We start from the raw sequence: 25439 nt of genomic DNA, 5'->3' as shown, positions 1-25439 counted from the left end.
GTAGAGCGAGGACGTTTCCGTGACGCGAGCTCAGAGCTGGGTGTTGAGGTACATCTGGAGCTGCTTGACCGTGCGGGCGTTCCAGGTCGTCGCGCCGTCGCGGCTGATGCCGAGGTAGGTCTGCAGGGCCGCCATCGACCGCGGACCCCAGACGCCGACGACGTCCATCCCGATCCGCGCCTGGAGGGCCTTGATGGTGGCGACGTTGAGCGTCCCCGTCTGGGTGACACCAAGCCAGCGTTGCAGTGCCGTCGTGGTCAGCGGTCCGAGGTACCCGGTGATCGGGAGGCGGGCCGCAAGCAGCCCCTCCTCGGCCTTGACGGTGAGGACCCGCAGCGCCGCCGTGTTGACCTTTGCGCGGAAGGCGCTGTCCGAGGCCGCCCGGCTGGTGACCGCGTTCACCATCGCCGGGATGACGGCGGGGTTGACCGTGAGGACGACGTCGCCGCCGGCGTTGATGAAGTCGATCGCCCGGTTGCCCGGCGACCACGCCTGGACCTGCTTGGCGTTGCCGATGTCGTCGCTGACCACGATGCCGGTGAAGTGCAGGTCGCCGCGGATCATTCCGGTGATCACCGTCGGTGAGAACACCGCGGGACGGGCGGCGTCGATCTTGCTGTAGTAGGCGGACGAGACCATGACGAGCCGGGCTCCGGCCGTGATGGCCGACCGGAACGGGGTGATGTCCGCCGAGGTCCGGGTCGTGACGGTGTCGGTCACGCCTGCGGTCGTGTCGGTGTTGCCGGTGACGCGTCCCAGCCCGGGGAAGTGCTTGGCGGTCATGGCGAGCCCGGCGGACCGCATACCCTTCAGGAAGGCGCTGCCTTTGTCCGCGACGACCGACGGGGTGTAGCCGTACTCGCGGTAGTAGTAGCCGATCGGCTTGTTGTAGGGGGCGAAGCTCTTCGAGACGGTGTCCATGACCGGCGCGAGGTTGAGGTCGACCCCGGCCCGGAACACCTGGTGGCCCCATGTCGTGGCGTCGGCCGTCAGCGTCGTGTCGGTATAGGTGCCCTGGGTGAGTGCCGTGGGCATCCTGGAGAAGCCCGAGCCCTGGAGCACCTGGACGTACCCGCCCTCCTGGTCGGTCGCGATGAACAGCGGCACCCCTGCCGTCGCGGCGCTCGTCGTGAGCGTGTCCGCCCGGCTCGTCAGGGCCCGCACCGGTGCGGCGCCGGACGTGGTGCGGCCGGTGAGGATGAGGTTCCCGACGTGGTACGTCGTGATCGCGGTCTGCGTCGACGAGGGGAGGCCGGTGACCGAGCCCCCGACCATGAACAGCTGTCCGATCCGCTGAGCCGTGGACATCCGGTTGAAGACCGCCTGGGCCTGGCTGGCAGGGGTCGCGGTGGTTGTCGTTGCGGTGGTTGCGGTCAATGCGGTCGCTGCGGTCTCGGGCGCGCCCGAGGCGCCCGCCGCGCCTGCGACCAACGCTGTTGTCGCACACGCGGCCAGGGCCAGGCCGGAGGTCCGTCGTGCATTCATCAGTGCCTCCTGCCGCTCACCGGCCGCGCGTCCCCGAGGACACGTCTGTATGCCGCACCGGAAACGTATGCCGCCCGGCTGGGTGCATCCTGCGCCTAACCTGCGACGAGCCTGAGTCCTGCCTGACTGCCTGGCATGGTCGAACGCCCCTCACGAGGCGCGTGGCAGTGCCACGCTGGACGGGACGCCTGACGGACGCATCGGTGGGTCCGGCCTCGAAGCCGGTCGCGCACGGTGGGCGCGCATCACAACATGGGAGGTCGTGGTGACAGCGTCTGTCATGACCCGTCCGGGGCGCCTGGGCCCCGTGGCGGCGGTCCTCACGGCGGCGGTCCTCGCGGCTGTGCTCGCGGCGTGCTCGTCCGGGTTCCCGAACCCCAGACCGGCCGAGGGTCTTGGCACCGCGGCGGCCAACCTGAGCTCCTCCGCGTCGACGTCGAGCACGCCCGTGACGAGCGCCACCGCGAGCCTTCAGTCCACGGCGGGGGCCACGGGCGGGGCCCCTACGGGGGCCGAGACGGCGACCCCGCTCGACCCGTCGTCAATGTGGCTTCTCGTCCAGGCCGGCCACCTCGAGCTGGTCCGGGAGGACGGCACCGGACGGCATGTCGCCGCCCCGACCGTTGACGTTGCAGGACGCTTCCACGAGGTCGGGCTCGCGGACTGGTCGCCCGACGGGGCACGGTTCGCGTTCACCGAGGTCATCCGGGGGACGCAGCCGACGGACCCGCCCGAGTCGCACCTGTGGATCGCTCGCAGCGACGGGTCAGGCGCACGAAAGGTCTTCGAGTGCGGCACTGCGTGCACGATCCGGTTCGCTCCGGCGTGGTCGCCCGATGGCAAGGGCCTGGCGTTCGTGTGGGGCCGCTTCGACGAGGCCCGCGGCGTGTGGGCGTCGGGTGGGGTGGCGGTCGGCGACCTCGCGACGGGTCGCACCCGCACGGTGTTCGAGAGCACCGCCAGCTCCGACGGCGTCGACCGCGTGCGCTGGTCGGGCGATGGCCACCGTCTCCTGCTCAGCATGAACGAGGCCAGCAGCAACAAGGCGGACTCCGTTCTCGTCTCGCACAGGGTCGCGGTGGTCAACACGTCCGGTCCCCCGTCACAGCGGCCCCGGACTCTGACTCCGAAGTCGGCGGACGCGGGCTTCGCAGACTGGAACCACCGCACCGGTCGCATCGTCTACGCCACGAATCTGCTTGAGCAGCAAGGAAAAGCACCCAGCAAGGACGCGAACGTCTACACCATGGCGGCCGACGGCTCGGACGTGCATGCGGTCACCCACCTCGCGGGCGCGCACGGCTGGGGCACGCAGCCGGCATGGACACCCGACGGCCGCATCGTCTTTGTGAACTGCCTCTCCCCGGGGGTGTGCTACGTCGCCTTCGTCGACGCGGACGGGTCACATCTTCAGCTGCCTCAGCAGGTGACGGGCGAGGCACCTCTGGTCAGGCCACGACGGATGTGACTCAGCCATGGGCTGACATCGTCGGCCCTCGTCGACGAGGATGCGCGGCCCCAAATTGCCCGAAAACGCCCCGCGGGCGAGGGTCCCCGGGTCATCATGGCCCCGCCGCGTCCGGAGCGAGAGACGATCGGGCGGCACGGAGGACTCAATGGCATCTCGAGTGCCACGGGGCGGCAAGAAGGCAGCCCTGTGGACCGTCGGCATTCTCGTGGCTCTCGCCGTCATCGGCGCGACACGACAGGAGCCGACGCTCCCGACCGCCGAGACCGTCACGGTCCAGACCTCACCCGGCAGCGGTCCGGCGGCCGCCCCGTCCGAGCAGGGTGCGGCCGGCGACCAGCCGGAAGCCACGCAACCATCCCCGGAAGGGGACGCTGCGGCCGCCGCAGCCAAGGCCAAGGCCGCGGCAGAGGCCAAAGCCGCCGCAGAGGCCAAGGCAGCCGCCGAGGCGAAGGCGCGGGCGGCCGGCGCCACCTGGGCGGTCGCGAAGATCGTCGACGGCGACACCATCTGGGTCTCCCGCGACGGGGTGTCCCGCAAGGTGCGTCTCATCGGCATCGACACCCCGGAGATCGGCGTGTGCGGCTATGCGGAGGCCACCCGGAGCCTGCGAGACATCATCGGCGGCCAGCGCGTCACCCTGACCGCCGGCGCCCGGGACGACGTCGACCGGTACGGCCGCCTGCTGCGCTACGTCGATGTCGCGGGCGTCGACGCCGGCCTGCGCCAGATCAAGCGGGGATATGCCGTTGCCCGCTACGACTCACGGGACGGCTACGGGCGGCATGCCCGCGAGACGGCATACGTTCGCGCCGACCTGGCGAGTCCCCCCGCGAGCTGTACCCCACCGGCGGCCCCCGGCTCGGGCACCGGGACAGGCTCGCCTGCCAAGCCGGCGACGTCCTGGCCGCTCGCCGGCGACAGGTATCCGTGCCCGCAGGCCCGACCGGTCAAGGGCAACGAGTCGTCGATGATCGCCCACGAGCCGGGCGACCGCTACTACCTCATCACGAACCCGGAGCAGTGCTTCGCGACGATGAGCGAGGCGGTCGCCGCGGGCTTCCGCCCGGCCAAGGTCTGACCAGCGCGAGCGCGGGCCGAGCGACATACAAAAGCCCGGCGAAGCAGCGGCATACGAGCTGACGTCGTTCGGGCCGCATGACTTGCTATGTCCGACGGGACGTTGGCGCTGGCTACACGTTGAAGCGGAACGTGGCATGCATAGGCCCCCCGTGCTCAGCGGGGGGCCTATCTGTGTCCTGACCTGCGTATACGTCGCTGGTCGTTAACCGTCGTTGATGGTCCTAAGTGGTCCTCCTGCGGACTCCCTGCGGACTACACAGAGGCGGTCCCTGCGCATGGGACCGCCTCTTCGTGTGGCCGGTTCACGTACCTCAACGGGCCAACCGGTCGAAGTCACTGCTGCTCAGTCGTACCTACGTCGCCAACGGCCTGCCGGGTTCGCGCAGCATCACGATCGGCCAGGGCAGCGGAGACGGCTGACTTGATCCGAGCGTCCATCGCTCCGTTGGTCTGCTGTGCAGCCTGTGCCGCTGAGTCGGCAGCCTTGGTCAGCGGCGTGACAAGGAATAGGGCACCGACCACCGGCACCGCGAAGGCCATCAGTTCGGTGGTCTCGATGCCGTTGGTCTTGCCCCACAGCCACGCGGCGATCACGGCAAGCGTGATGAGGGTTCCGGCACCCAGCATGGCCAGTTGGATGGTGCGGTCTCGCTGCGGCATCAGTCGACTCCGTCCGTGAGGTTGTTGACCTTGCGGGAGAGTCGGCGGATGGCCTTGGCCATGTCCTTGATCTCCTGTGACGGGTCGGTCCGCAGGTCGGCGTTGGTCTGCGCGAGTATCGCGTCCATGGCGGGCATGTCGACGGTCACGAGTTTGCTGGCGGTCGCAGCCGCGTTCGAGGCAGCAAGGGCAGCAGCGGCGTCAGCGTCCGCAGCGGCGTTCTCCTCGGGCGTGTAGGGCCGCTGGAGCGTCTGCACGCCCTGGGCGTCCCACTCGGTGTATCGACGGTTCGCGTCGTCCCAGAACTGACGCAGAATGCCGTCGATGTAGCGAGGTGCGCGAGTACCCATCAGGACACTCCTGTCGTGTGCAGCCACAGCGCGATCGGCGCACGAGACTGCGGGCTGTAGGTGGTGTTGCTCCACGTCGAGGGCGGGGTCGAGGTGGACGAGACCGCCCCAAGGTCGAACGACCTGTTGCTGCCGGTGTCAGCCGCTGCGGTGCCCCATGGGATCGAGTTCCACGTGAAGGCCCGGTAGTTCGCAGCGGTGCCACCACCGGCTGCACGGACGCTGATGGTCCAGTAGGTGCCGGGGTTGATCGTGAGGCTCGTGGAGAGCGTCTTGATGCCGGTGACGTCCTGGGCCTCCTGGCCGGAGTCCCACACGAGGGCGTCGATCTTCCCGTTGGCCAGGGCGCTGTAGATCATGAAGCGGCTGAAGGTGCTGGCCGCTCCGGCGCTGGTGTTCTCCAGAGTCACCGAGTCGACCGTGAGTGTGCGCCCGGTGCTCCACTGGTAGCCCGACGCCTCCCCGCCGACGTTGCCAGCAGGACCGGTGGTGAACGCCGAGCGGTACGGGTCCGTGACGCAATAGGCACCCGCAGCCACCGCGATCTGCGGGACATGCAGTCCGGCAGCGGCACTCGACGCGACAGTGATGGTGCCTGCCGGGTCGTTGTACGTCAGGGTGATGTTCGACCCGGCGACGAGCATGGCGGCGACCTGGTCCTGCACGTACTCCAGGTCGAGCGTCAGTGTCCGGTTCGCGGTGAGGTCGCCACCACCGGTCAGGCCAGTCCCGGCGCTGATGGTCCGCGAGGTGGGCACCCCACCGCCACCACCACCGACTGCGACCCATGCGGCACCGTCCCAGCCCTTCAGGGTCGGAGGGGCGGTGGAGGTGTCGACCCAGAACATGGCCGATGACGGGGGCTCGACGTCCTGCACCGGGATGACCGAGGGGAAGAACTGCACCTTGGATGCCGGGCGCGGCACCATGGCGAGGTTCGGAGGTAGGCCCGCCATGTCAGTTCGCCTCGTAGATGCCGGAGACCGTGACGATGTCCGTGTTGGCCCACGTGAACGGTCCGCTGGTGGTGACCGCACCCATCGCGCCGGAGGCTCCACCGGTGGTGAAGAGGAAGCACTTGGTGGTCGACGTGGCGGGAATCACCATGGCCTGCAACAGATACCGGGTGGCGGCTGAGACGTCGAGGCCGTGTGCTGAGAAGGACGAGATGGTGCCCCCGGTCTTGGCGCTGACCGGGAGCGAGATCTCCAGTTGCGAACTGCCGAACACACTGGTGGAGCCGAACGTGACCATGGCGTCGTAGCGCACGGTCTTCTTGCCGAGCAGCCGGTAGCGCCCGACGACGGTGCCATTGCCTATCGCCCACGTCCCGCCCGACAGCACCGGCGTGTAGGTCGCCCACGCAGCAGCGAGTTCGGTGTCGATGGCCTGACCGAGTGCGGTGAGGTCGGCGGGGACGTCGACAGGGAATGCCGTGGTCGGCAGCGGCCATCCGTAGTTGGTAGTGGCCATCAGAGGCTCCTCACTTCGAGTAGGTCAGTCGGAGTTTCGGCTTGTTGCTCGACGAGGACGCGCCGTTGAACTTGCCGTAGTAGGTCTGGTCGGTCCCGACGCCCTTGCCGACCGTGATGCCCCTGGCGGTGCCAGCGAGCAATGCCGAGATCAGGGCGGGGGACGTGATGGTCACCCAGCGACCCGTGTTGGCCTTCCAGCCGCTCACGTTCACGTAGGGCGATGGACTGCTGAAGGTCGAGGGCAGCGTCGTGCCGTTGTAGTAACCGAGACGTCCCGTGCCACCCGCGTACGACCACCAGTGGCTCGCGTACAGCCAGACCTCGACCTTGGTGAGTTTCGCTCCGCTCAGGGCTGAGGTGATGCTCACGCTGGTCTCGTCACCGGTGGAGTTCGAGGCCGTGAACAGGCTGATGGCGCACTGGTTCCCGTTGCTCGATGAGTAGTAGCCCTGTCCCATCTCAGGGGCAATGAAGGTGTTCTCGGTGCCGTCGCCCTTGAACGACCGGGACGAGTTCGACTCCCACGTGCTGACGTAGGTCTGCGTCACGGGCGGTGCAGGGTCGGGAGTGCGGGGCGGTGAGGGGTCGGTCGGGATGACCGGGGGTGGCGTCGTGGTGGTCACGAAGGACACCTCGGGGATGTCCGGCAGCCGCGTGTCGAAGTCCATGGAACCGTCGAGCGGGTCGAAGGTCACCCGCTGCACGAGGTGGTTCTCAGAGATGCCACCGGGCAGGATCAGCAGGACGGTCATGCCGGGCCGCAGCCAGTACGCAGCAATGGCCCTCACGCTGTACGAGCGGGCACGGGCGAGGGTGCGGGTCAGCACGGAGGCCGCAGCGGCGTTGGCGACGCCCTGCAAGGTCGGCACCTCGCGGTCTTGGATCAGGATGCGCTTGCCTGCCGGGCCGTCCACTGAGTACGGGCCGGAGGAGATGACCGCTGTGGCACCGATCTCGTGGTCGACGCTGCTGCTGTCGGTCCACCGGTACCGCAGGTAGACGTAGTTGAACCAGTTGTTGCGGTCGATGGTCGAGACGCCGCTCAGGACGGTCCCGCTCTCCCCCACCGTCAACGTGAGGTCTGGGGTTGCTGCGACCACCGGCACCGGAGCGATCCGCCACACCCGCAGTCCGTCGTCGTACACCTCCGCGTTGATCCGGTCCTTGATGTCGTTGACGGTGTCCCACCGGTCGAAGACCGGGTCGACGGTGACCGAGCCACCCGTGGTCGTGATGACGAACGACGGGTTGGGGAAGATGACAGCGTTGATGAGTTTCTTGATGGCCCCGGAGTGGGTGCTGTCGGTGACCGAGGCTGTGGCTGCGGGCGATCCGTCGATGACGAGCATTTCGTCGCTCGCGCATTCCAGCGTGATCGTGTTGTTGGGACGGTCCACCGTGACGCGCCTCAGCCCGAGGTCCGCGATGGCGTGCACGTCCTCGGTGCCACCGGGGCGGATGTAGCCGCACTCGATGGTGACTCTGACGCCGGTACGCGGGTCGAGGGCGAGCACCGTTGCGGGGTCGGGCACCTCGCACGTCAGTGACGCCGTGACACGCGGTGCTCGGGTCGAGTCCCAGGAGAGGTCCGGCACGTCGAGCAGGTCGAGGTCCACCGGCCCGTCGAACGACGGGTGGGTGGCGTAGGCACGGACGACCTGGCCGTGGGACTCGGTGTAGATGGCCTCGGTGTCGCTCAGGAACGGGTCGGTGCTCACGGCCCCACCACCGCATCGGCGTACGTGGCGAAGGCAACCTTGAAGTCGGCGTACGTGTCGAAGGAGTCCTTGGCTGCCGCGTAGTTCCAGCCAGCAGCAGCCAGCAGGACACCCGAGGGCACCTTGACCTCGGTGTAGTCCAGCACGACCTCCCACCGTCGCGGGCTCGTGTCCTGGCTCTGCGGTGACACCGACACACGCCGGGCGATCAGGTACTTGTCCATGCCCGCGAAGGTGGGCTGACGGAACATCAGCACCTCACCGGAGCGGGTCACGTCAGCGATGGCCTTGGCGTCCTCGTACGACCCGGCCCACATCGTCACTGAGCCCTCACGCAGCCGCATCGGGGACGTGACGACGAGCGGGTCATCGCGTCCGATCACCCAGTGGACCGTGCCTGCGTACTCCTGCGCGGCGTCGTAGTCCATGACCGCGACGAACTGCTGCCGAGCGTTCGGCAGCACGGCAGCCATGATCACCGGGAACTCGACCGCCATGTCTGCGGTGGCGCTGGCGGTGCCCGATGCAGAGTCAAGGACGGTGTACGTGGCGGTGCCCTGAAGGGCCACCTCGTAGTCACGCACAGTCAGGACACCCGCAATGGGCTGCTGGCCGTCCATGAGACGCACGGTCCCGGTGCCGTTGGCATCGACCCGGGTGATCGTGACCGCACCGGCAGCAGCGCCGGTCACCTGGAGCAGCACCGCAGCAAGGTCGTTGTCGGCGGTGGCGACAAGGGCGATGGTCACGGGTTCACCCTCCAGATCGGGTTGCCCACAAAGGTCTGGATCACAACGGGCTCCAAGCGCCGACGAGCGGATTCCTCTGCGGCAGCGGCAGACCCGGCACCGGAACGAGGAGGCGGTGCGACAACGGTGGGGATGACGACGGGCTTGCCGAGGATGCGCTCAGCAGCAGCGCGCACCGTGCTGGCAGCACCAGCGACGGCGTCCTCGCGCGACAGGAAGCCATCGGCGTAGCCCTGGCTGCTCTTGGTGCCAAGCGCCTTCCAGTTGGTGACCGCCTCCTGGCCCTTCTTCTTCGGCGCGTCAGCGAGTGCCTGAGCAGCCGCAGCAGCGTTCTCGCCTTGGGCCAGAACGAAGTCGACACCGTCCTGGCCGACCTTGTCGAAGACCTTCTTCATGTTCGACTCGAAGTCGGCCTGCGCGGTCAGTTGCTTCTTCTGCGCAGCGAGCACAGCGTCGATGCCCTCGTCGAACGCCTTGCCCATGTCGGCGGCGTCGTCGGAAACGCCCTGGAGCGCGCTGGAGAAGTTCTCGGTGCGCTCGGTGGTGTCCTGCGTGACGTCGCCCATGATGGCGAGGTCATCCGCAGCGCCGACCGCACCTTCGCGGTACTGCGTGAGCATGTCGAAGGCAGCCTGACCGGCCCTGACCTGCCCGTCGAAGACCTGGCCGAGACCGCTGCCCTCAGCGCCGAGGTCGTGCAGTTTGCGCTTGACCTCGTCGAGACCGACACCCTCGACGCCCGCTGCAATGAAGTCGGACATGCTGACGCCCGCGCGGTCGAGCGCGTCCTTCAGGCCGGGCAGGTCGGCGTTCTCGTTGAGGAAGCCGAAGAAGTCCTTGACCCGGTCCAACTTGGTCGTGTCCGCGCTGGAGCCGAGGTCTCGGAGGTTCTGCCGAACCTCCTTGATGCGGTCCGCTGCCTCCTGTGCCTGGCTCGTGAGGAAGCCGAGGCCAGCAGCAGCCGCGATGCCGATGGCACCGCCGATGGCACCGAACCCACCGAGCGCGTTGGCAAGCGTCTCCTGCACGAAGTCGGTCACGTCGGAGAAGCCACCGGAGAACGAGGCAGCGGCCTCTCGACCTGACTGGTGCGCCTCGTCCTTCAGGTCGTCGAGGCCCTTCTTGGCGTGGTCGGCGTCCTCGTTGACCTTGCGCAGATTCGACTTGGAGGAGGCGGCGATCTTGTCGAAGGCTGAGTCGACCTTGCGGGCGGTCTCCTGCGCGTCAGTCCCAACGGACTCGACGCTGTGGCTGATCTTGTCGGTGGCCGAGTCGATGTCGCGGGAGGTGTCCTTGGCGCTCTGTCCGAGCGCGTCGAGTTCCTGAGCAGGCTTGGTCAGGTCGAACTTCTCGGCATCGCTGATGATGCTGACCTTCAGGTCGCGGCCCCGGTCAGCCATTGCCAACCTCCCGGTCCAGCACCTTCAGCGTGATGTCAGCAAAGCGGTCGAGCACCCAGTCCGCGTTCTCCGCGATGGTGTCGAAGACGAACGGGTGGGCGGGCACGAACTGGTTGGTGCTGCGCCGCTTGTAGGTGACCGATCCATGGCGCGTTCGACGGGTCACCGAGGAGCGACGCTTGCCGCCTCCCCACTCGGTCCCGTAGATGAGTTGGCGGGGGCTGGCTCCCCCGCTGACGACCTTGCGGCTGCCGCCGATGACGATGGTGGGGTCGGCCAGGGCTCGGGCCTTGACAGCACCCGAGAGCGGGCGTGCGTAGGGGCCTGCTGCCGCAGCAGCGACCCGTGCCGCCAGGGGCGTGGCAACCTCGGTCTTCACCTCGGAGGCGAGGGCACGGCGGAGTTCGCTGGGGACGCGCCGCAGTGACCGTGCGACCTCGTCACACTCTCGGGCGAACTCGTCTGGAGTGGCCATGTGCCCTCGCCTCCCTTCATGGCTGTCAGTGGGTTACGGGCCGTAACGGCTTACGGGGCAGTCGTCTTCACCGGCTGGCCGATGACCTGCATGGTCACGGTGCCGGTCAGCAGGGTGTTCGCAGCGCCACCGATGGGCCCAGCGACGATGAGGACGGTGGCCGTGAAGATCGGCTTGCCTGTCGTCGCCCCGTTCGGCTTGAAGACCACGACCTTCTGCGTGCCCGCGTTCGTCAGGAGGTACTGGCTCAGCGAGTTGGCCGTGGTCCAGTCCTGCGCGTAGTCGAACTGAAGCGTCCACGTCGGGTTGGATGCGTCCGTGTAGACGGCGTCCGGAGTGAGGCCCTGCCAGGTCAACTGGCTGTAGGACGGCGTGAAAAGGACGTTGCTCACGCCCTTCTCGTAGTTGTCGGTGGCGACGTTCAGCAGGGCACTCGCCAGCGAGAACGGCACCGGAGTGATGGTGGCCATGGTGTTACTCCTTTGATGTGGCCACCGTCATGGCGACCTCGTAGGCGGGGTTGGTCTGCGTGTCAGGCGGGTACACGCTCCGCGTGGCCTCTGACCACGTGATGCCCGGTACGGCAGCGCCGATCTGGTCGAGGACGTGGACCACATCCACGAGCAAGTCGTCGATCTCGTCGTCACCGGCACCGGACGTGGTCTTGGCGGCCACAAGCACCAGCGCCCACTTGAAGGTCCATGTGCCCAGCACCGGGCCGGGGGCGAGGCCGTCGAAGCGGAGCATCACGGTCGACTTGGTCGGCGGGTCGATGTTCCGCGAATACTTGATGACGTTGTAGGCCGACGCGGGCAGCAGGTTCGCCAGGAGAGCGGCGTTCAGGTCGGTCCGCAGGTCCTTGATCGCACCCATGTCAGCCCACCGCCCCCACGACCCGCTGCGGGCGCAGCAGCGACTTCACGGCAGCCGTGAGCGGCCTTGCCCTGATGGCGTAGTCACCGACGCCGATGACGTCCTGCTCGCCTCGCTGCGAGGCGGCGTAGACCTCGCGCGCTTGGTAGACCTCGCCCACCACGTAGTTCATCGGGACACCGCTCAGGGAGACGGACACGCCTGTGGCAGTGGCGGTGGCTGCTGCCGACAGGATGACGGTGGTGGCGTCGATGACCGTCTCGATGGTGGTGGAGGCCGGGATGCCGCTGCCGCTGATGCTGCGCCCGATCTCACGGGGCACGAAGGCAGCGGTGGCGCTGGTGAGCGTCTTGGAACCGTTGGTCGTGACACCGTCAGTGACGACCCGGTCGATGAGTTTCGGGGCGTAGGCGACGCACGTGGGGTGGGCTGCTGCCAGGATCATGTCGAGCGTGGTGTCATCGAACGCGACAGCATCGGGCCAGATGGCCCTTGCCTGCGCCTTCGTTGCCCACATCTCCGGTTCCCTTGTCTCTGTTGTGGTTCCGCACCGGCCCCCGACCCTCCAGACAGGGGCCGGTGCGGAAGTGGTTACTCGATGACCTCGACCTCGACACCGTCGAGGACGTGCACACCGATGTGCCGGAACGTGTACGTGCCGTAGGCCGTGACGACCGTCCCGTCCGGCAGGGTGACGAACCCTGCCTTGGGGAACTCGGCGGTGTCTCCGACCTTCTTGGTCTCGGACTTGGACTTGGCAGCCATCGGTCAGCCTCCGGTCACACCGGGTCGTAGGTGATCTTCTGGAGGCCAGTGGCGTCAGCGATGACCCCGGCCCAGTAGCCCCACACGCCGAGGTCGTAGCCCTCGACCTTCTCCTGGAGCCGGTCAAGCCGGGTCGGCGCGGAGTGCCAGAAGTAGACGACCGAGGTGTCGGCCAGGTACGACTTGTGCGGCGTGCCGTCCGAGACGAGGCCGATGCTCCACACCGGGTCGAACTGCGTGCCCGCGACGTTCAGCGACTTGAAGCCTGCGACGGTCTGACCGTTGGCGTTGGTCGGGTTGATGACCGGGTAGTAGGGCCGGTTCTGCCCGTCCTTCAGGGCCGCGAGGGCTTTGTAGAGGTCGAGGTGCGTGGCCACGTAGTTGAACCGGTTGCCACCAGCCGCGAAGTTGAGACCGGCAATCGCAGCCTCGATCGGGGCGGCGAGGTTGGCGACCGTGTTGGCACCGGCGACGATGGCCGCGCTGAACTCGGCGGGCGAGGCCGCAGCGAGCATGGCAGCAGCCTTGTTCTCCAGCGCCTTCAGGTACTCGTAGACGATGGTGTTCCAGATGAGTTGCGAGACCTGGGGGTTGCCGCCCTGGTCGGCCACCTCACGGGTGATGTGCGCCCTGCCGGAGACGGCAGCCGGGGTGACGGTGCCACCGTTGGCCGTCGAGAAGGTGCCCGCAGTGGGCTCGGTGCCCTGCACATGGTCATTCACGAGGCCGGACTCAGTGTTCAACTTCGGGAACACGAACGGCGTGACATCGGTCAGCGCGCCCTTGAAGAAGGCGTCCCGCAGCGGGGTCGTGAACTTCTGCTGGTCGACATACATGTCGGGCCGGTAGCCGGTCGGGTTGACCGCAGCGGTGTCCGTGGTCGTGACGAACTTGGGCCCGAACGCCTCGGACATGAACCGCAGCACACGCTGCTCAGCCTCCGCGTCACGCCCGTTCTGCCCGAGGCCGTAGGCCGCGAACATGTCGGTGCTGAAGTCGTACTGACCGCGCGTGCCGTCGAACCGGTACAGCGGCCCCTCGGTGACGGTGAAGCGAGCAGCCCCACCAGCAGCCGGGATGACCTGCGGACCCTCGGGGGCCTGCGGAGCGAGAGCGGCGAAGCCTGCGGCGATGGCCTTCTCGATGGTGGAGGACAGCGCGCTGAAGTCGGGTGCCTCGGGCGCGGTCTCCGGAGCGACCTGCTCCGTGGTGTTTTCGCCCATGAGCGGGCTCCTTCCTTCATGCGCAGCACTCGCTGCGACGCTGTGAACGCGCGCGTCATCGAACGCGGGCGCGGGGGTGAGTGAGGTCTCCATCCATGGGGCGTCGAGGACGTCGTAGACGCCGTCCTTGCCCTGCGTGAACTGGCCACCTTCACCGAGGCCGACAGACAGGCCGTCCCACACGCCGTCATCGGCCATGGACAGGGCACGGTCACCCTCGGGGCCACGGGCGATCCGCCACGCGGCATACATGCCATCGGCGCGGGAGTCAGCCTCGAACATGACGCCGACCGCCTGTGTCGGGTCGTGGCCGACCCACATCTTCACGCGGCTGATATCGGAGAACTTCAGGCTGCGCGGGCTGAACCGGTACTTGCTGCCGCCACTCGTGGCGACCTTGCCGTAGGGCACAGCAAGCCCTCGAATGGTGCGCTTCTCGACGTCCACCTCGAAGGTCTGCGCGCCGGGCGCGTCGAGCCGGATGACCGGTCCGCTGTCGAATGTCGTTGCTGGCTCAGCGGATGCGGCCATGGAGTCCTCCTGCGGGGCAGGCTCGGTCAGCGGGGGCTTGCCCTCAGCGGCCCGGATCTCCTCGTGGGTGATGGCCTCGACTTCGAGGCCGATCTGGTACGTCTCGAAGCGGGTCTTGTCGTCGGAGCGGAGCAGTTCGCTGAGGTTGGTCTTGACGTAGTTGCCGCGCGGGGTCACGTCGCCCATCCGCATCCGGTCCTCGAAGGCGACCATGTAGGACCGCAGGGTGTCCTTGATGCGGGCCTGATAGCGGTCCTGCGCGTTCTGGTACGTCCGCGAAGTCGTAGAGACGCCAAGGTCTTCCGGGTCGACGCCCGCGTGACGGGCGATCTCCAGAACGGCCTCCTGCTGAGCCTCGGCCATCTGAAGTTGCTCGGGGTTCCAGCCTGCGGTGTTGTACTTCAGCGAGCCGGGCACGTAGGCGGTGGACCGCTGGAGCCGGGCTGCACGCCACGCATTCAGCACCTCCAGCACCTCGTCGTCGTCGAGGTCGGCACCGTCAGCGGGCGTGAACCAGTCGACGGGGGGGACGCCATCGGAGTGCCGTGAGGCGGCTGCCTGTAGGGCGCGAGCGGTGCGGATGGCTCGCGCTCCGGCGATCAGCAGCGGGTCGTTCGGGGAGTCGAACCGGATGAGGTCACGGTCGGCAGGCCACTCATCGACGGTGCCCTGGTTCATGCCGGGCGTGACGTAGACCTTGCAGTCGGGCGTGATGGTGACACTGCACGGGTCGAGCCTGCGGACGGACACCGGGTAGTTGGTCCAGTCGCGCGCCAGGACGAACCACCATGCGCGACCCTCGAAGAGCATGTCCTCGTAGGTGCGGGTCATGGTGACGCTGCGGGCCACGTCGGGCTCGGGCTGGTTCAGCAGCGCCGATGTCTTGACCTCGTTGTTCAGGTCGTACTGGTCGAGCGGCAGCGATCCAAGGGCTCCGGCGATGAGTTCGCGGCTGCGCTTGACCGCGCCGACCTCCATGGCCTCACGGCGCGAGATGCGCGGTGCCGGAGGGATGTACGTGGCGCTGGTGACGCCCGGCCCGTAGAGCATGACGGGGTCGATGTCGACGGAGAACGTCTGCGCCGGTTCAGCGGCGAGGGTGACGGGTGAGAGCGCCGGGGACGGAGACAGCGCATCGCGCACTCTCGACCACACACCCATACCCCGTATGGTGTGCGACTAATTCCTACTCGTCAAGTAGGAGTTCGATGTCGAAGGGTGTGTCACGCACTGATGATGCGCACGCTCCGCTTGGCCGGGAGGTCGTCGAACATCCGCAGCGCGACGGTCGCACCCACAAGGGTGTGAATGTGGCCGCTGCTGGCGCGTCGTCCCCACAGCCATCCACCGTCACGGATGGCACGGCGTGATGCGACGGAGACAGCCTCGTTGAGCGGCTGCTGCCGTGAGTGACGGAGCGACCCGTCACGGACAGCGGCGTCGAGCACAGCACAGGCCACCGCGAAGTCGGTGGTGGTGAGGCCAGTCAGTGTGGTGTTGGGGTACCGGCGCTTGATGTCGTCGGCCAGAGCCAGCGTCTCGATGCCTGCCGTGTCGTGGCCCACCGGCAGCCGGTACTTGCGCGCGAGTTGGCCGATGAAGTCGACGGCCCAGTCACGCCCGGAGTTCTCCTGCATGACCTCGACCCACACCTCTCCTGCGTCGTTGCGCCACGCGGCCATGACTGCCGTGCGCTTGCCGTCAGGCGTGACGTCGAAGGCGAAACCGAACCGCTGTGGCTGCTGCTGCGCGAGTTCTCTGCCGAGTCGCTGCCATGCGTCGAGGTCGAAGGCTCCGCGTGTGGTGTCCATGGGCCACAGGCCCAGGTACTCACGTCCGAACATCTCGGCGGTCATCTCGGAGCGCATCTCCCGCAGCAGCGTCAGCGTGTCCTTGCTGCCCGCAGCAGGGCCGGGGTAGGTAGCCAGCCACACCGTCTCGTCGTCCACGTCGCTGCCCTCGGGGGCGGCGTATTCGAGGATGCCCCACAGGCCGCTCCGGCCCTTCTCCATGGCCTCCCACAGCAGACCGGAGCGGACAGCACCAGCGGTGCCCGAGACGGTCAACTGTGCATCGTCACGGGTGTTGAAGGTCGGCAGCAGCGACCCGATCAGGTCGGCGCTGTCGGTCTCATCGACCTCCTGGCCCTCATCGAGGATGGCCCAGTCGAGGGCGTCACCTCGGAAGTTCTCAGCCTTGGGGCCACGGAAACGCAAGACGGAGCCATTGCCCCACTCGAACTGCTCCTCACCGTTCGAGCGTCGAGCAGTCCAGTCACCCTGTCCGTGACGCCGCAGCATCTTCAGCACCTCGTAGAAGCGTTCCCGCGACTTCGACAGGGACTGAGCGCAGTACGTGACGCTGTAGTCGTCGATGGTGCTGCATCGACCGATGGCCAGGGCGAGGAGAGCAAGTGTCTTGCCTGCTCGCCTCGTCACCTCGACCGACACCCTCGGATACAGCGGCAGCCCCAGCGGTGTCCGGGCCTCGTGCAGTGCCCATATCTCCCGCTGCACCGGCTTGATGTCCGTGATACCGAGCAACCCCGCTCCGACCTCGCCAAGGCTTGGGCCGAACTGCTGCGCCTTGGCCGGGATCGGTGAGAAGTGAAGAGGCTTGGACATGAGTTGGTCCCATCAGTCAGGAGGGAGGGATTTCAGTTGCACGGGGTTGCCAGCCGACTCTCGGCGGGAAAGATCACGCGACTTGATCGCGCGTCCGTCGTTCGGCTCGGCGCTTGCGCCACTTACAGGCGCTGCAGTGACCGCAGCCGCAGCGTTCTGTCCGCAGGTCGTGGGTGTTGTGGCATGGGATGCATCTCGGTGAGTAGTCGGCCACCTCGGTGGACCATGACACCTCGATGACCTGACCCCACTGATTGGTCTTGGTGCCGCGCATCTCGTGTCTGCCGCTGCCGCTGTAGGACCACTGTGCCGCTGGCCCTCCACAGTCGACGCAGGCGTACTCCCTCGCGGTGCCACGCCACGCCTTCAGCCGCACATGTGCGGTGTTGTAGGCGATGGGCCGGTGCAGGTCCACGACCTTCAGCAGTCGTCGGCCCTCCGGTCTCGCAGGCTTGACCTTCCGCTGCTGACGTGACTTCCCTTGCTTCGCCAGTTCGTTGTCGTAGTAACCGGATCGACGGGCGCGGTGGTAGCACCTCTTACACTCACCGGTCTTCTTGATGAACGCCGGGCGACCGCAGCCGGTGATGCAGTCCATCACCGCACCTCGGGGCACAGGTTGTGGACCGCTGAGGCGATGACTGCCGTGCGTGCCACGTCTCCCTCGCTCACCTGCCGCTGCACTCGGTCGTAGCCCATGTCTCTGATGAGACTGCAAGTCCGATAGCCGACCTCCAGAATCTCTGCGTCCGGAGCCTTGGTGTTGAGCATCGCTCGGGCGTCAGCCACGAACTGCTCCTGTGGTGATGGGTGGCTGCATCCGCTGATGATGGCGACGACGAGTGCGAGTGCTGCTGCGGCCTTCCTCACTTCAGCACCTCGTTCATGTCGCGCGTGACCGTCACCGGTGCGGTCCGGTAGGTGCGGCCTCCAACGGAGACCCAATCGGACTTCTCGATGACGACGCGGTCGTCCTCGAAGCGGATCTCGCGGACACCGCTGGGGGTGAGACCGAGCGCTTCGATGATGAACTGGTCGACTGCGTCACGGACGGTCTTGGGCTGCTGCTGCGTTCTCATTGGTCTTGCTCCTTCTTCTCAGTGGTCCGTATACCGCTGTAAACGCTGCGTATACGGGGCTTTCTTGGTGGGGTGGGTATCTGGCTGGGGGTCAGGCGATCTCGTGTCGCATACGGGCATAGAGCCAGGGGCTCACGTACAGCGCCTCGACATACCGGGACGGGACGAGCAAGGCGTGCGTCTGGTCCTTGGGTCGCGGGCCAACGTCCTCGCCAAGCCACTCGATGACGTCACGCAGTCCGTGACGGACGATCCGCCTTGCCACCTCTGCGTCAGTCGGTGTGAGCGGCAGGAAGTTGCTCACGTAGACCTGCTGCATCAGAGCCACTTCCGGACCCGCTGCTGCCGCTGACGACGCAGCCTGTTGCCGAGTGAGGCTCCGGCGCTCCGGTTGTGTCCCCTGATCTCGGGCCAGACACTCGCGGACGTGATGTCCTCAGCGAGGCTGACGCGGTGGCCGAGGTCGAACTCCTGCCCGATCTCGATGACCTCGCCGCAGCCGCAGCCGCACTTGATCGGGTCACCGAGGGCGACGGCCTCGCTGATGGTGCGAGCCCACTTCTGCCGCAGTTCCGTGACGCGAGGGCCGGACCACCCGACCCGCTTGTGGTGCTGGCTCACAGCAGCACCCACAGCGCGAGAGCCAGGACCGTGATGAGGGCTGCTGCTGCTGCGTACCGGCGTCGCCACTTCCTCTCGATGTGGGCGAGGGCGGTGGTCATCTCGTCGGGGTTCATGGTGCTCATGGGTGGTTCCTTTCGTGATGGTCAGTCGAAGACGCCGATCTGAATGGCGGGTCTGTTACGGGCCGTAACTCGTGACGTGATGGATGGAGGCTGCGGCTGCTCACTCGTCACGGAGTCATCTCCGCTGCTGCTACCACCTGAGTTGGGGTCCGCATAGCGGTTCAACCACTCAGTGGAAGCGGCAGCACCATCTAGTTGCTGCTGCTTCTCCAAGACATCAGCCACAGAGGAGTTCTGGTTAAGAGGGTTCTTATTCGTAGGGCTCTGATGTCCGGGGGTACCGGACATTTGGGCCCCATCGGCCCCCTCGACCCGACCGGACATTTGGGCCCCATCGGCCTGGTCGGTCAGCCGGTCTCCGACTGTCACGACGAAGGCGTCGGAGGTGCGGCCTCGACCGCTCATGGTGCGCCTGATCGTCCTCACGGCACCGACCGCTTCAAGGTCACGGATGTGTCGTCGGACGGTCCGGACGTTCTGCCCGGTCTCCTCCGCGATGGTGCCCTGTGACGGGTACGCGCCCATGCCAGTCTTGCCGTTCGCGCGACGGGCGATGGCCCCGAATGTGGCGACAGCCGCAGGTTGGAGGCGACCGGATGCGACCTCGCCCCAAAGCCAGTCCGGCACCTTGGTCCAGCGACTCACGACGTCACCTCGGGGTGCGCGTAGCAACGGTCGCCCCACTGCGGAACGAAGTTGCCGCAGCGCAGACCGTCCTTCTTGGTGCCGCTGCACCGAGGCCTGAACTCGGGCGGCAGCGTCCCAAGGCGCTCGTGCACGGGTGGCTCAGATAGGCAGCAGCCGGTGCACTCGTGAGGCGTCTCGATGATCCACACCAGATCGCCCTCGGTGTTGATGCACTCGACGACCCTGGTGTCGTCGTCGAGGTCGGTGCTGCTGACCTGAAGGACAGTGCGCTTGGTGTCTGCGCTCACCGGACGACCTCGCCCACGTATCGGCGGTTACGGCCCGTAACGATGTGCGACACCGTGCAGGGCGCGACGCCGAACCGTGCAGCCACAGCCCGCTGCGTCATGCCGCTGGCGACGAGCGCACGGACACGGGGCACGTCGGCGTTGGAGATCTTGACCGTCCCCCGGCCCTTGACGGCCATGTCCCGCAGGTTGTCGGCCTGCGTGCCCGCGATGAGGTGGTCGGGCCGTATGCACCGGGGGTTGTCGCAGGAGTGCCGCAGGACGGCGTCAGCGGCGACCTCGCCCCACGTGGCGGCGAAGGTCGCCCTGTGGGCGTAGACGTACCGTCCGCCACGAAGGACCATGCGGGCGTAGCCGTGATTGTTCGTCGCGCCGTGCCAGACCCAGCAGCCGTCCTCGGTGTCGTCCGAGGTGGTGTGCGCGTCGACCTGGAACCAAAAGCACGGCCCGAGGTCGTCAGCCGTGAGGGCTCGACCTTTGCGCGTGCTCATCGGTCGGCCTCCGCAGCAAGCGAGTCGAGCCACGCGAGGACGTCCTCACGCTTGCTGACGCGGTGCTTGCCGAGTCGGAACCGCTTCGGTCCCTTGCCGTTGTAGTCCCACGCGTGGACTGTGGCGACCGGAACGCCGAGGTAGGCGGCGAGTTCCTTGGTGTGCACGATGGGCGGGAGTTCGGTGATGGTGCTGTCGTTCATCGGGTTCTCTACTTCTCGTTCGTGCAATGCCTTTTGAGGTCACTCGACCTCTGCACAAGACAGAGGCTGCCGTACAAACGTTCGAAAGGCAAGTACCTACACATACACACGGGTAAGTACGTAGTAGCATTGCCCCATGATCACCAACGACGAGCGGATCGGTCTGAACCTCGCAGCGATCCGGCAGAGTGCAGGACTGAGCCAAGACGGCCTCGCACGACTCATGACGGACCTGACTGGGCACAAGTGGCAGCAGACACTCATCGCCCGGACTGAGTTGGGCAGGCGTCCACTCAGGCTCGCGGAGGCTGTGGAACTGACTGTGGCACTGAACAGTTCGCTGGAAGCCCTCGCTCATGGTCCTGACCGAGTTGCCCGAGCAAGGGTCCAAGCGGAGCGGCTGCAACGCATGGCTGACGACGTGCTGCGACGAGCAGAGGAAGAGGAGAACTGACATGGCATCCATCGCCAAGCGACCGAACGGCCAGTGGCGTGCGCGCTACCGCGACGAGCACGACAAGGAGCACGCGCGGCACTTCCCTCGCAAGGTCGACGCTCAGCGGTGGCTCGACAGCGTCACGGCCTCAGTGGTCCGAGGTGACTACGTCGACCCCGACCGCAGCCGCCTGACCTTCGCCCAGTTCTACGCCGAGTGGGCAACCGGTCAGGTGTGGGCCACCGGCACGCGACGGGCCATGGACCTCGCAGCCGGAGACTTCACAGCCAAGGACCGACCACTGAAGGACATCCGCACGACCCACGTGCAGGCGTGGGTCAAGGCGATGGTCGACCGTGGGCTCGCCAGCGGCACCATCCATACGCGGGTCACCAATGTGCGCGGTGTGTTGCGGGCAGCGGTCGAGGACAGGCGGATCGTCCGTGACCCTTCCTCGGGCGTCACGCTGCCCCGTCAGCGGCGTCGTGAGGCAGCCATGGCCATCCCCAAGCCTGCCGAGGTCGGAGCGCTCCTGGCCGACGACATGGCCGTCCTGTGGGGCGTGTGCGCGTTTGCCGGGCTGCGTCTCGGTGAGGCTGCCGCCCTGCGTCCTGAGGACATCGACGTGAAGGCCCAGACCATCACGGTCGAGCGCCAGGTGCAGCGCGAGACTGGTGGCGGGGTCGAGATCAAGCCACCCAAGTACGGCTCAGAGCGGGTCGTCTACATCCCTGCTCGCCTCGTGACGATGCTGACGGACCACCTCGCCAAGACGAGCCGGACCGAGTGGGTGTTTGCCGACGACGGGCAGCAGCCGCCCCACCAGAACACTGTCGGCCACTGGTGGCGTCGAGCCTGTGCAGCGCACGGGGTCAAGTACCGGCTGCACGACCTGCGGCACTTCTACGCCTCGGGTCTCATCGCTGCCGGATGTGACGTCGTGACGGTGCAGCGTGCCCTCGGACATGCGAAGGCGACGACGACCCTGACGACCTATGCGCACCTGTGGCCGACCGCTGAGGACCGGACCCGGAAGGCTGCCTCTGACCTTCTTGCGGACTCCCTGCGGACCGCGCGGGGTCTCCGTGCCGTCTGACCTGCGCAAACTCCGCTGACTACACGTTGAAGCGGAACTCGACGACGTCGCCGTCGGACATCACGTAGTCCTTGCCTTCGATCCGGACCTTGCCGGCGGCCTTGGCGGCGTTCATCGTGCCGGCGGCGACGAGGTCGTCGTAGCCGACGATCTCGGCCTTGATGAAGCCACGCTGGAAGTCCGTGTGGATGACCCCGGCGGCCTGGGGAGCAGTCCAGCCCTTGCCGATCGTCCAGGCGCGCGACTCCTTCGGCCCGGCGGTGAGGTATGTCTGCAGTCCGAGCGTGTGGAAGCCGACGCGGGCGAGCTGGTCGAGACCCGACTCCTCGGCGCCGAAGCTCTGCAGGAGCTCGAGCGCATCGTCGGGCTCCATCTCCATGAGGTCCATCTCGAGCTTGGCGTTGAGGAAGACCGAGTCGGCGGGCCCGACCGAGGCGGCCAGCTCCTTCTTCAGGTCCTCGTCAGCGAGCTGGTCCTCGTCGAGGTTGAAGACGTAGATGAACGGCTTGGTCGTCAGCAGCCCGAGCTGGCGCGCGAGGGCCGGGTCGACCCCGGCAGCCGACCCAGCGGCATACAGCGTCTTGCCCTCCTCGAGCACCCGCTGCGCCGCGAGCGCGGTGTCGAGCACCGCCTTGTCGGCCTTCTTGCCCTTCACCTCCTTGTCGAGGCGGGGGACGGCCTTCTCGAGCGTCTGCAGGTCCGCGAGGATGAGCTCGGTCTCGATGGTCTCGATGTCGGAGCGCGGGTCCACCTTGCCGTCGACGTGGGCGACGTCGTCGTCGTTGAAGACGCGCACGACCTGGCAGATCGCGTCGGCCTCGCGGATGTTGGCGAGGAACTTGTTGCCGAGGCCCTCGCCCACGCTCGCGCCACGGACGATGCCGGCGATGTCGACGAAGCTCACCGTGGCCGGCAGGATCCGCTCCGAGCCGAAGATCCCGGCGAGGGTCGCCAGCCGCCCGTCCGGGAGGGGCACGACGCCGACGTTGGGCTCGATCGTCGCGAACGGGTAGTTCGCGGCGAGCACGTTGTTCTTGGTCAGCGCGTTGAAGAGTGTCGACTTGCCGACGTTGGGGAGCCCGACGATTCCGATGGTGAGTGCCACAAGACGAGCAGTCTAGTTGCGTCGACAAGCGCCCCCGACCACGTCATCATGCGCGACGCACCCGGAACCTCCAGCTCCTTCGAGTTGCCCCTGTGCCGGGGCGACGGTTTCCGGGTGTGTTTCGGCGGGGGGTATGCCGTCCGTTTCCTAGCGCGCCGGGCGCACCCCGCACAGCTGGCGCGACTGGGCGACGAGGGCTCCGGCGGAGTCCCAGATCATGGCGTCCTCCTCCATCATCCCGCCGCCGAGCGTCTCGCTGTGCAGCGCCACCCGCAGCCAGCCGGGCTCAGGACGACGCCGCACGTGGCCCGTGAACTCGAGCGTCGGGGTCCACCCGAACAACCCGAGGTCGAATGCGACCGGAGGGAGCGCGTCGAGGGCGAGCATCAGCATCGTCGTGTCCGGCTCGCGACCGTCCTTGAGCCGCAACCACCCTCGCATGACGCCTTGCATGGACGGCCGTCCGACAGACCAGCCCGCGGTGGCCGGGTCGAGTCGCAGGTCGACGCGGTCGAGGAACTTCGAGTTCGCCAGGAAGTCTGGAGGCGCCTGCTCGGTGGACAGGCACTGGTCGGGCGGCGGCAGGTCGGGCGGGGCCGCCTGGCGCTGCAGCTCCAGGTCGGTGAGGTTGCCGAACGAGCCGATGGCGCGCATGCGCTCGACGCGCTCGCCGTCGGCGCCGGTCTGGTGGACGGTCATCTGCCCGGTCGACAGCCTGCGGCCGCATCGCACCACCTCGGTCGTCACGGTGAAGGGGCCCGGCAGTGAGGCCGTCATGAAGTAGGCGCTCAGCACGACGGGATCATGGTGCTCGGTGGTCTCGGTCGGGTCGGCAGCGAGGTGCTGTCCCAGCGCCGTCAGGGCGGTGGCCATGACGAGCCCACCGTTGACGGCGTTCCCGATCATCCACTCCTCGTGGAACATGCCGTGCCGGGTCGCGGGGTCGTCGCCGGCCTCGAGCCGGATCGCGTCGTCGTACTCGCTCACGAGTCGTGTCTAACAGACCGCGGCGGCGAGGACGCCGGGCGGTCACGAAGGTCACGTCTCGCCGGGAGGCAACCTTTCCCGGTGCTGGGCGCGTCAGTGCAGATGAGCCCGGTCGGGGGGCCGGGCTCACCAGGACGGGGGCCGTGACCGGCAACCCGACCACCAGCACGACGGGCTTCGCTGAAACCGGCGGCGTATGCCGTGTCGGCGCGGGCCGCTGTCGGCGCCTTCTGCGACGGTTGCGCCATGGATGCAACCTCGCTGCTCGTCGGGCTCGTCGTGGGTCTCGCCGTCGGAGCCCTCCTGGCCTGGCTGGGAGTCCGCTCGACGCTGCTCGCGCGGTCGGCGGCAGCGGAGGCCGAGCGCAACGTGCTGCGTGAGCGCGTCGTCGACCTCGAGTCGTCCCGCGCCGACGAGGACGCGACGGTCGCGCTGCTGTCCCCGCTGCGCGACACCATCGGCCGGGTCGAGCGCCAAGTCGGGGCGCTCGAGCGCGACCGGGCCCAGCAGTTCGGCCAGCTCGGTGAGCGGCTGAGCGAGGTGAGCCGCTCGACGGAGTCGCTTCGCTCCGAGACGGCCACGCTCGCCACCGCTCTCAACGCGTCGACGGTCCGGGGTGCGTGGGGTGAGGTGCAGCTGCGTCGGGTCCTCGAGCTCTCCGGCCTCATCGCGCGCTGCGACTTCGACGAGCAGGTGACCCGGGTCAGCCGGCACGGAGCGACCGTGCGTCCCGATGCCGTCATCAACCTGCCTGGGTCGCGGCACGTCGTGGTCGACAGCAAGGCACCGATGGCGCACTTCCTGCAGGCCCATGGCGAGACGGTGTCCGACACGGAGCGCACCGAGCTGCTGGCGGCCCATGCCACCGCCCTGCGGCGACACGTCGAGTCGCTCGCCGGCAAGGCTTACTGGTCCGCGTTCAGCCGCTCCCCCGAGGTGGTCGTGTGCTTCGTGCCGGGCGAGGCGATCCTTGCCGCGGCCCTTGCCGACGACCCAGGTCTCTATGAGCACGCGCTGTCCCGCAAGGTCGTGCTCGCATCTCCGGGCACCTTGTTCGCGGTGCTGCGCACCATCGGTGCGATCTGGCAGCAGGACTCCCTCGAGCAGAACGCACGGGAGCTGCTCGCGCTCGGGCAGGACCTCTACGCCCGGCTGGCCACCCTCGGCGGGCACGTGACGACGATGGGCCAGTCGCTCGCCAGGTCGGTCGAGCAGTACAACCGCTTCGTCGGGACGCTCGAGTCCCGGGTCCTCGTCACCGCCAGGCGCATGCACGAGCTGCACCTGACGTCGGAGCGTCCCGCCACCCTGGAGCCGGTCGAGGCCTCGCCGAGGACCCTCAGCGCGAGCGAGCTCACCGACGACCTGGGCCGCGAGGCCCGTGAGGCCCGCGATGACGCCTACCTCCGGGACGAGCTCGGCCGGAGTCAGGTTCGTCACGAGGGCACCGGCTGAGGGCGTGTCGAGTTGCGCCGCAGACGT

At 67.6% G+C, this 25439-nt stretch carries 32 protein-coding genes; 5 read left to right on the top strand and 27 right to left on the bottom strand.

The genetic code is table 11. The features are described from left to right. Nucleotides 1-30: 30 nt before the first annotated feature. Entirely contained in the window at nt 31-1485 is a 1455-nt protein-coding gene (locus ACWEOW_RS11285) for a glycoside hydrolase family 3 N-terminal domain-containing protein (protein WP_452269281.1), read from the bottom strand. A gap of 265 nt (nt 1486-1750) precedes the next feature. Between ACWEOW_RS11285 and ACWEOW_RS11280 the strand changes: the two genes are divergently transcribed. Together ACWEOW_RS11280 and ACWEOW_RS11275 are read left to right on the top strand one after the other, a co-directional pair. After that, nucleotides 1751-2953, top strand: a complete 1203-nt coding sequence (locus ACWEOW_RS11280) for a hypothetical protein (RefSeq protein WP_452269280.1) — start codon at nt 1751-1753, stop codon at nt 2951-2953. Between the two features lie 148 nt (nt 2954-3101). Further along, entirely contained in the window at nt 3102-4034 is a 933-nt protein-coding gene (locus ACWEOW_RS11275; protein WP_452269279.1) for a thermonuclease family protein, read from the top strand. Nucleotides 4035-4369: 335 nt separating this feature from the next. Here the strand turns inward: ACWEOW_RS11275 and ACWEOW_RS11270 are convergent, their stop codons facing one another. The 24 genes from ACWEOW_RS11270 to ACWEOW_RS11155 all read right to left on the bottom strand — a co-directional run bounded on the left by ACWEOW_RS11270 (nt 4370) and on the right by ACWEOW_RS11155 (nt 20333). Beyond that, the gene (locus ACWEOW_RS11270; RefSeq protein ID WP_452269278.1) at nt 4370-4696 is read right to left on the bottom strand and encodes a hypothetical protein; all 327 of its coding nucleotides are present in this window, start codon (nt 4694-4696) and stop codon (nt 4370-4372) included. Continuing rightward, nucleotides 4696-5046 (bottom strand): hypothetical protein, encoded by a 351-nt coding sequence (locus tag ACWEOW_RS11265; RefSeq protein WP_452269277.1) that lies wholly within the window; start codon nt 5044-5046, stop codon nt 4696-4698. Before ACWEOW_RS11265 ends, ACWEOW_RS11270 begins: the two co-directional genes overlap by 1 nt. Continuing rightward, a complete protein-coding gene (locus ACWEOW_RS11260; protein ID WP_452269276.1) occupies nt 5046-6002 on the bottom strand; it encodes a hypothetical protein in 957 nt (318 codons plus the stop codon). The genes ACWEOW_RS11265 and ACWEOW_RS11260 overlap by 1 nt, the downstream gene beginning before the upstream one ends. Nucleotide 6003: 1 nt before the next feature. Further along, on the bottom strand, nt 6004-6519 hold the full coding sequence (locus ACWEOW_RS11255; protein WP_452269275.1) for a hypothetical protein: 516 nt from the start codon (nt 6517-6519) through the stop codon (nt 6004-6006). A 10-nt stretch (nt 6520-6529) separates the two neighbouring features. After that, nucleotides 6530-8239, bottom strand: coding sequence for a hypothetical protein (locus tag ACWEOW_RS11250; protein ID WP_452269274.1), 1710 nt, complete (start codon nt 8237-8239; stop codon nt 6530-6532). After that, nucleotides 8236-8988 carry a hypothetical protein gene (locus tag ACWEOW_RS11245; protein ID WP_452269273.1) on the bottom strand — a complete coding sequence of 251 codons (753 nt, stop codon included), beginning with the start codon at nt 8986-8988 and terminating at the stop codon, nt 8236-8238. Before ACWEOW_RS11245 ends, ACWEOW_RS11250 begins: the two co-directional genes overlap by 4 nt. Then, nucleotides 8985-10388, bottom strand: coding sequence for a hypothetical protein (locus ACWEOW_RS11240; RefSeq protein ID WP_452269272.1), 1404 nt, complete (start codon nt 10386-10388; stop codon nt 8985-8987). The genes ACWEOW_RS11245 and ACWEOW_RS11240 overlap by 4 nt, the downstream gene beginning before the upstream one ends. Next, nucleotides 10381-10863, bottom strand: coding sequence for a hypothetical protein (locus ACWEOW_RS11235; RefSeq protein ID WP_452269271.1), 483 nt, complete (start codon nt 10861-10863; stop codon nt 10381-10383). Before ACWEOW_RS11235 ends, ACWEOW_RS11240 begins: the two co-directional genes overlap by 8 nt. Before the next feature lie 50 nt (nt 10864-10913). Further along, nucleotides 10914-11333 (bottom strand): hypothetical protein, encoded by a 420-nt coding sequence (locus ACWEOW_RS11230; protein ID WP_452269270.1) that lies wholly within the window; start codon nt 11331-11333, stop codon nt 10914-10916. Nucleotides 11334-11337: 4 nt separating this feature from the next. Further along, nucleotides 11338-11736 (bottom strand): hypothetical protein, encoded by a 399-nt coding sequence (locus ACWEOW_RS11225; RefSeq protein ID WP_452269269.1) that lies wholly within the window; start codon nt 11734-11736, stop codon nt 11338-11340. Between the two features lies 1 nt (nt 11737). Then, a complete protein-coding gene (locus ACWEOW_RS11220; protein WP_452269268.1) occupies nt 11738-12253 on the bottom strand; it encodes a hypothetical protein in 516 nt (171 codons plus the stop codon). Nucleotides 12254-12327: 74 nt separating this feature from the next. Then, a complete protein-coding gene (locus ACWEOW_RS11215) occupies nt 12328-12501 on the bottom strand; it encodes a hypothetical protein (protein ID WP_452269267.1) in 174 nt (57 codons plus the stop codon). A gap of 14 nt (nt 12502-12515) precedes the next feature. Continuing rightward, complete coding sequence (locus ACWEOW_RS11210) at nt 12516-15416, bottom strand: phage portal protein (protein ID WP_452269266.1); 2901 nt, start codon at nt 15414-15416, stop codon at nt 12516-12518. A 62-nt stretch (nt 15417-15478) separates the two neighbouring features. Further along, nucleotides 15479-16879 (bottom strand): hypothetical protein, encoded by a 1401-nt coding sequence (locus ACWEOW_RS11205; RefSeq protein WP_452269265.1) that lies wholly within the window; start codon nt 16877-16879, stop codon nt 15479-15481. Nucleotides 16880-16952: 73 nt separating this feature from the next. Beyond that, the gene (locus ACWEOW_RS11200) at nt 16953-17477 is read right to left on the bottom strand and encodes a hypothetical protein (RefSeq protein ID WP_452269264.1); all 525 of its coding nucleotides are present in this window, start codon (nt 17475-17477) and stop codon (nt 16953-16955) included. Then, on the bottom strand, nt 17477-17749 hold the full coding sequence (locus ACWEOW_RS11195; protein ID WP_452269263.1) for a hypothetical protein: 273 nt from the start codon (nt 17747-17749) through the stop codon (nt 17477-17479). The genes ACWEOW_RS11200 and ACWEOW_RS11195 overlap by 1 nt, the downstream gene beginning before the upstream one ends. Continuing rightward, nucleotides 17746-17958 (bottom strand): hypothetical protein, encoded by a 213-nt coding sequence (locus ACWEOW_RS11190; protein WP_452269262.1) that lies wholly within the window; start codon nt 17956-17958, stop codon nt 17746-17748. The genes ACWEOW_RS11195 and ACWEOW_RS11190 overlap by 4 nt, the downstream gene beginning before the upstream one ends. A 91-nt stretch (nt 17959-18049) precedes the next feature. Beyond that, complete coding sequence (locus ACWEOW_RS11185; RefSeq protein WP_452269261.1) at nt 18050-18277, bottom strand: hypothetical protein; 228 nt, start codon at nt 18275-18277, stop codon at nt 18050-18052. After that, nucleotides 18277-18579 (bottom strand): hypothetical protein, encoded by a 303-nt coding sequence (locus ACWEOW_RS11180; protein WP_452269260.1) that lies wholly within the window; start codon nt 18577-18579, stop codon nt 18277-18279. The genes ACWEOW_RS11185 and ACWEOW_RS11180 overlap by 1 nt, the downstream gene beginning before the upstream one ends. Next, nucleotides 18576-18704, bottom strand: coding sequence for a hypothetical protein (locus tag ACWEOW_RS11175; RefSeq protein ID WP_452269259.1), 129 nt, complete (start codon nt 18702-18704; stop codon nt 18576-18578). The genes ACWEOW_RS11180 and ACWEOW_RS11175 overlap by 4 nt, the downstream gene beginning before the upstream one ends. Before the next feature lie 21 nt (nt 18705-18725). Beyond that, nucleotides 18726-19331, bottom strand: coding sequence for a helix-turn-helix domain-containing protein (locus ACWEOW_RS11170; protein WP_452269397.1), 606 nt, complete (start codon nt 19329-19331; stop codon nt 18726-18728). A 14-nt stretch (nt 19332-19345) separates the two neighbouring features. After that, the gene (locus ACWEOW_RS11165; protein ID WP_452269258.1) at nt 19346-19639 is read right to left on the bottom strand and encodes a hypothetical protein; all 294 of its coding nucleotides are present in this window, start codon (nt 19637-19639) and stop codon (nt 19346-19348) included. Beyond that, nucleotides 19636-20130 carry an HNH endonuclease gene (locus tag ACWEOW_RS11160; RefSeq protein WP_452269257.1) on the bottom strand — a complete coding sequence of 165 codons (495 nt, stop codon included), beginning with the start codon at nt 20128-20130 and terminating at the stop codon, nt 19636-19638. The genes ACWEOW_RS11165 and ACWEOW_RS11160 overlap by 4 nt, the downstream gene beginning before the upstream one ends. Further along, nucleotides 20127-20333, bottom strand: a complete 207-nt coding sequence (locus ACWEOW_RS11155; RefSeq protein ID WP_452269256.1) for a helix-turn-helix transcriptional regulator — start codon at nt 20331-20333, stop codon at nt 20127-20129. The genes ACWEOW_RS11160 and ACWEOW_RS11155 overlap by 4 nt, the downstream gene beginning before the upstream one ends. Before the next feature lie 136 nt (nt 20334-20469). Between ACWEOW_RS11155 and ACWEOW_RS11150 the strand changes: the two genes are divergently transcribed. Both ACWEOW_RS11150 and ACWEOW_RS11145 read left to right on the top strand, forming a co-directional pair. After that, nucleotides 20470-20787 carry a hypothetical protein gene (locus ACWEOW_RS11150; protein WP_452269255.1) on the top strand — a complete coding sequence of 106 codons (318 nt, stop codon included), beginning with the start codon at nt 20470-20472 and terminating at the stop codon, nt 20785-20787. A 1-nt stretch (nt 20788) separates the two neighbouring features. Beyond that, nucleotides 20789-21865: a tyrosine-type recombinase/integrase gene (locus ACWEOW_RS11145; protein ID WP_452269254.1), complete on the top strand. Its 1077-nt coding sequence runs from the start codon at nt 20789-20791 to the stop codon at nt 21863-21865. A gap of 19 nt (nt 21866-21884) precedes the next feature. On the opposite strand, the gene ychF is transcribed toward ACWEOW_RS11145, so the two are convergent. Next, entirely contained in the window at nt 21885-22970 is a 1086-nt protein-coding gene (gene ychF, locus ACWEOW_RS11140) for a redox-regulated ATPase YchF (protein ID WP_452269253.1), read from the bottom strand. Nucleotides 22971-23117: 147 nt separating this feature from the next. Continuing rightward, complete coding sequence (locus ACWEOW_RS11135; protein WP_452269252.1) at nt 23118-23957, bottom strand: thioesterase family protein; 840 nt, start codon at nt 23955-23957, stop codon at nt 23118-23120. A 246-nt stretch (nt 23958-24203) separates the two neighbouring features. On the opposite strand from ACWEOW_RS11135, the gene ACWEOW_RS11130 reads away from it, so the two are divergent. Next, nucleotides 24204-25412 (top strand): DNA recombination protein RmuC, encoded by a 1209-nt coding sequence (locus tag ACWEOW_RS11130; protein WP_452269251.1) that lies wholly within the window; start codon nt 24204-24206, stop codon nt 25410-25412. Nucleotides 25413-25439: the final 27 nt, after the last annotated feature.

This window comes from Monashia sp. NPDC004114, from assembly GCF_053603855.1.
The sequence above is the reverse complement of the archived record's forward strand: the minus strand, read 5'-3'. Positions and strand labels throughout refer to the sequence as shown.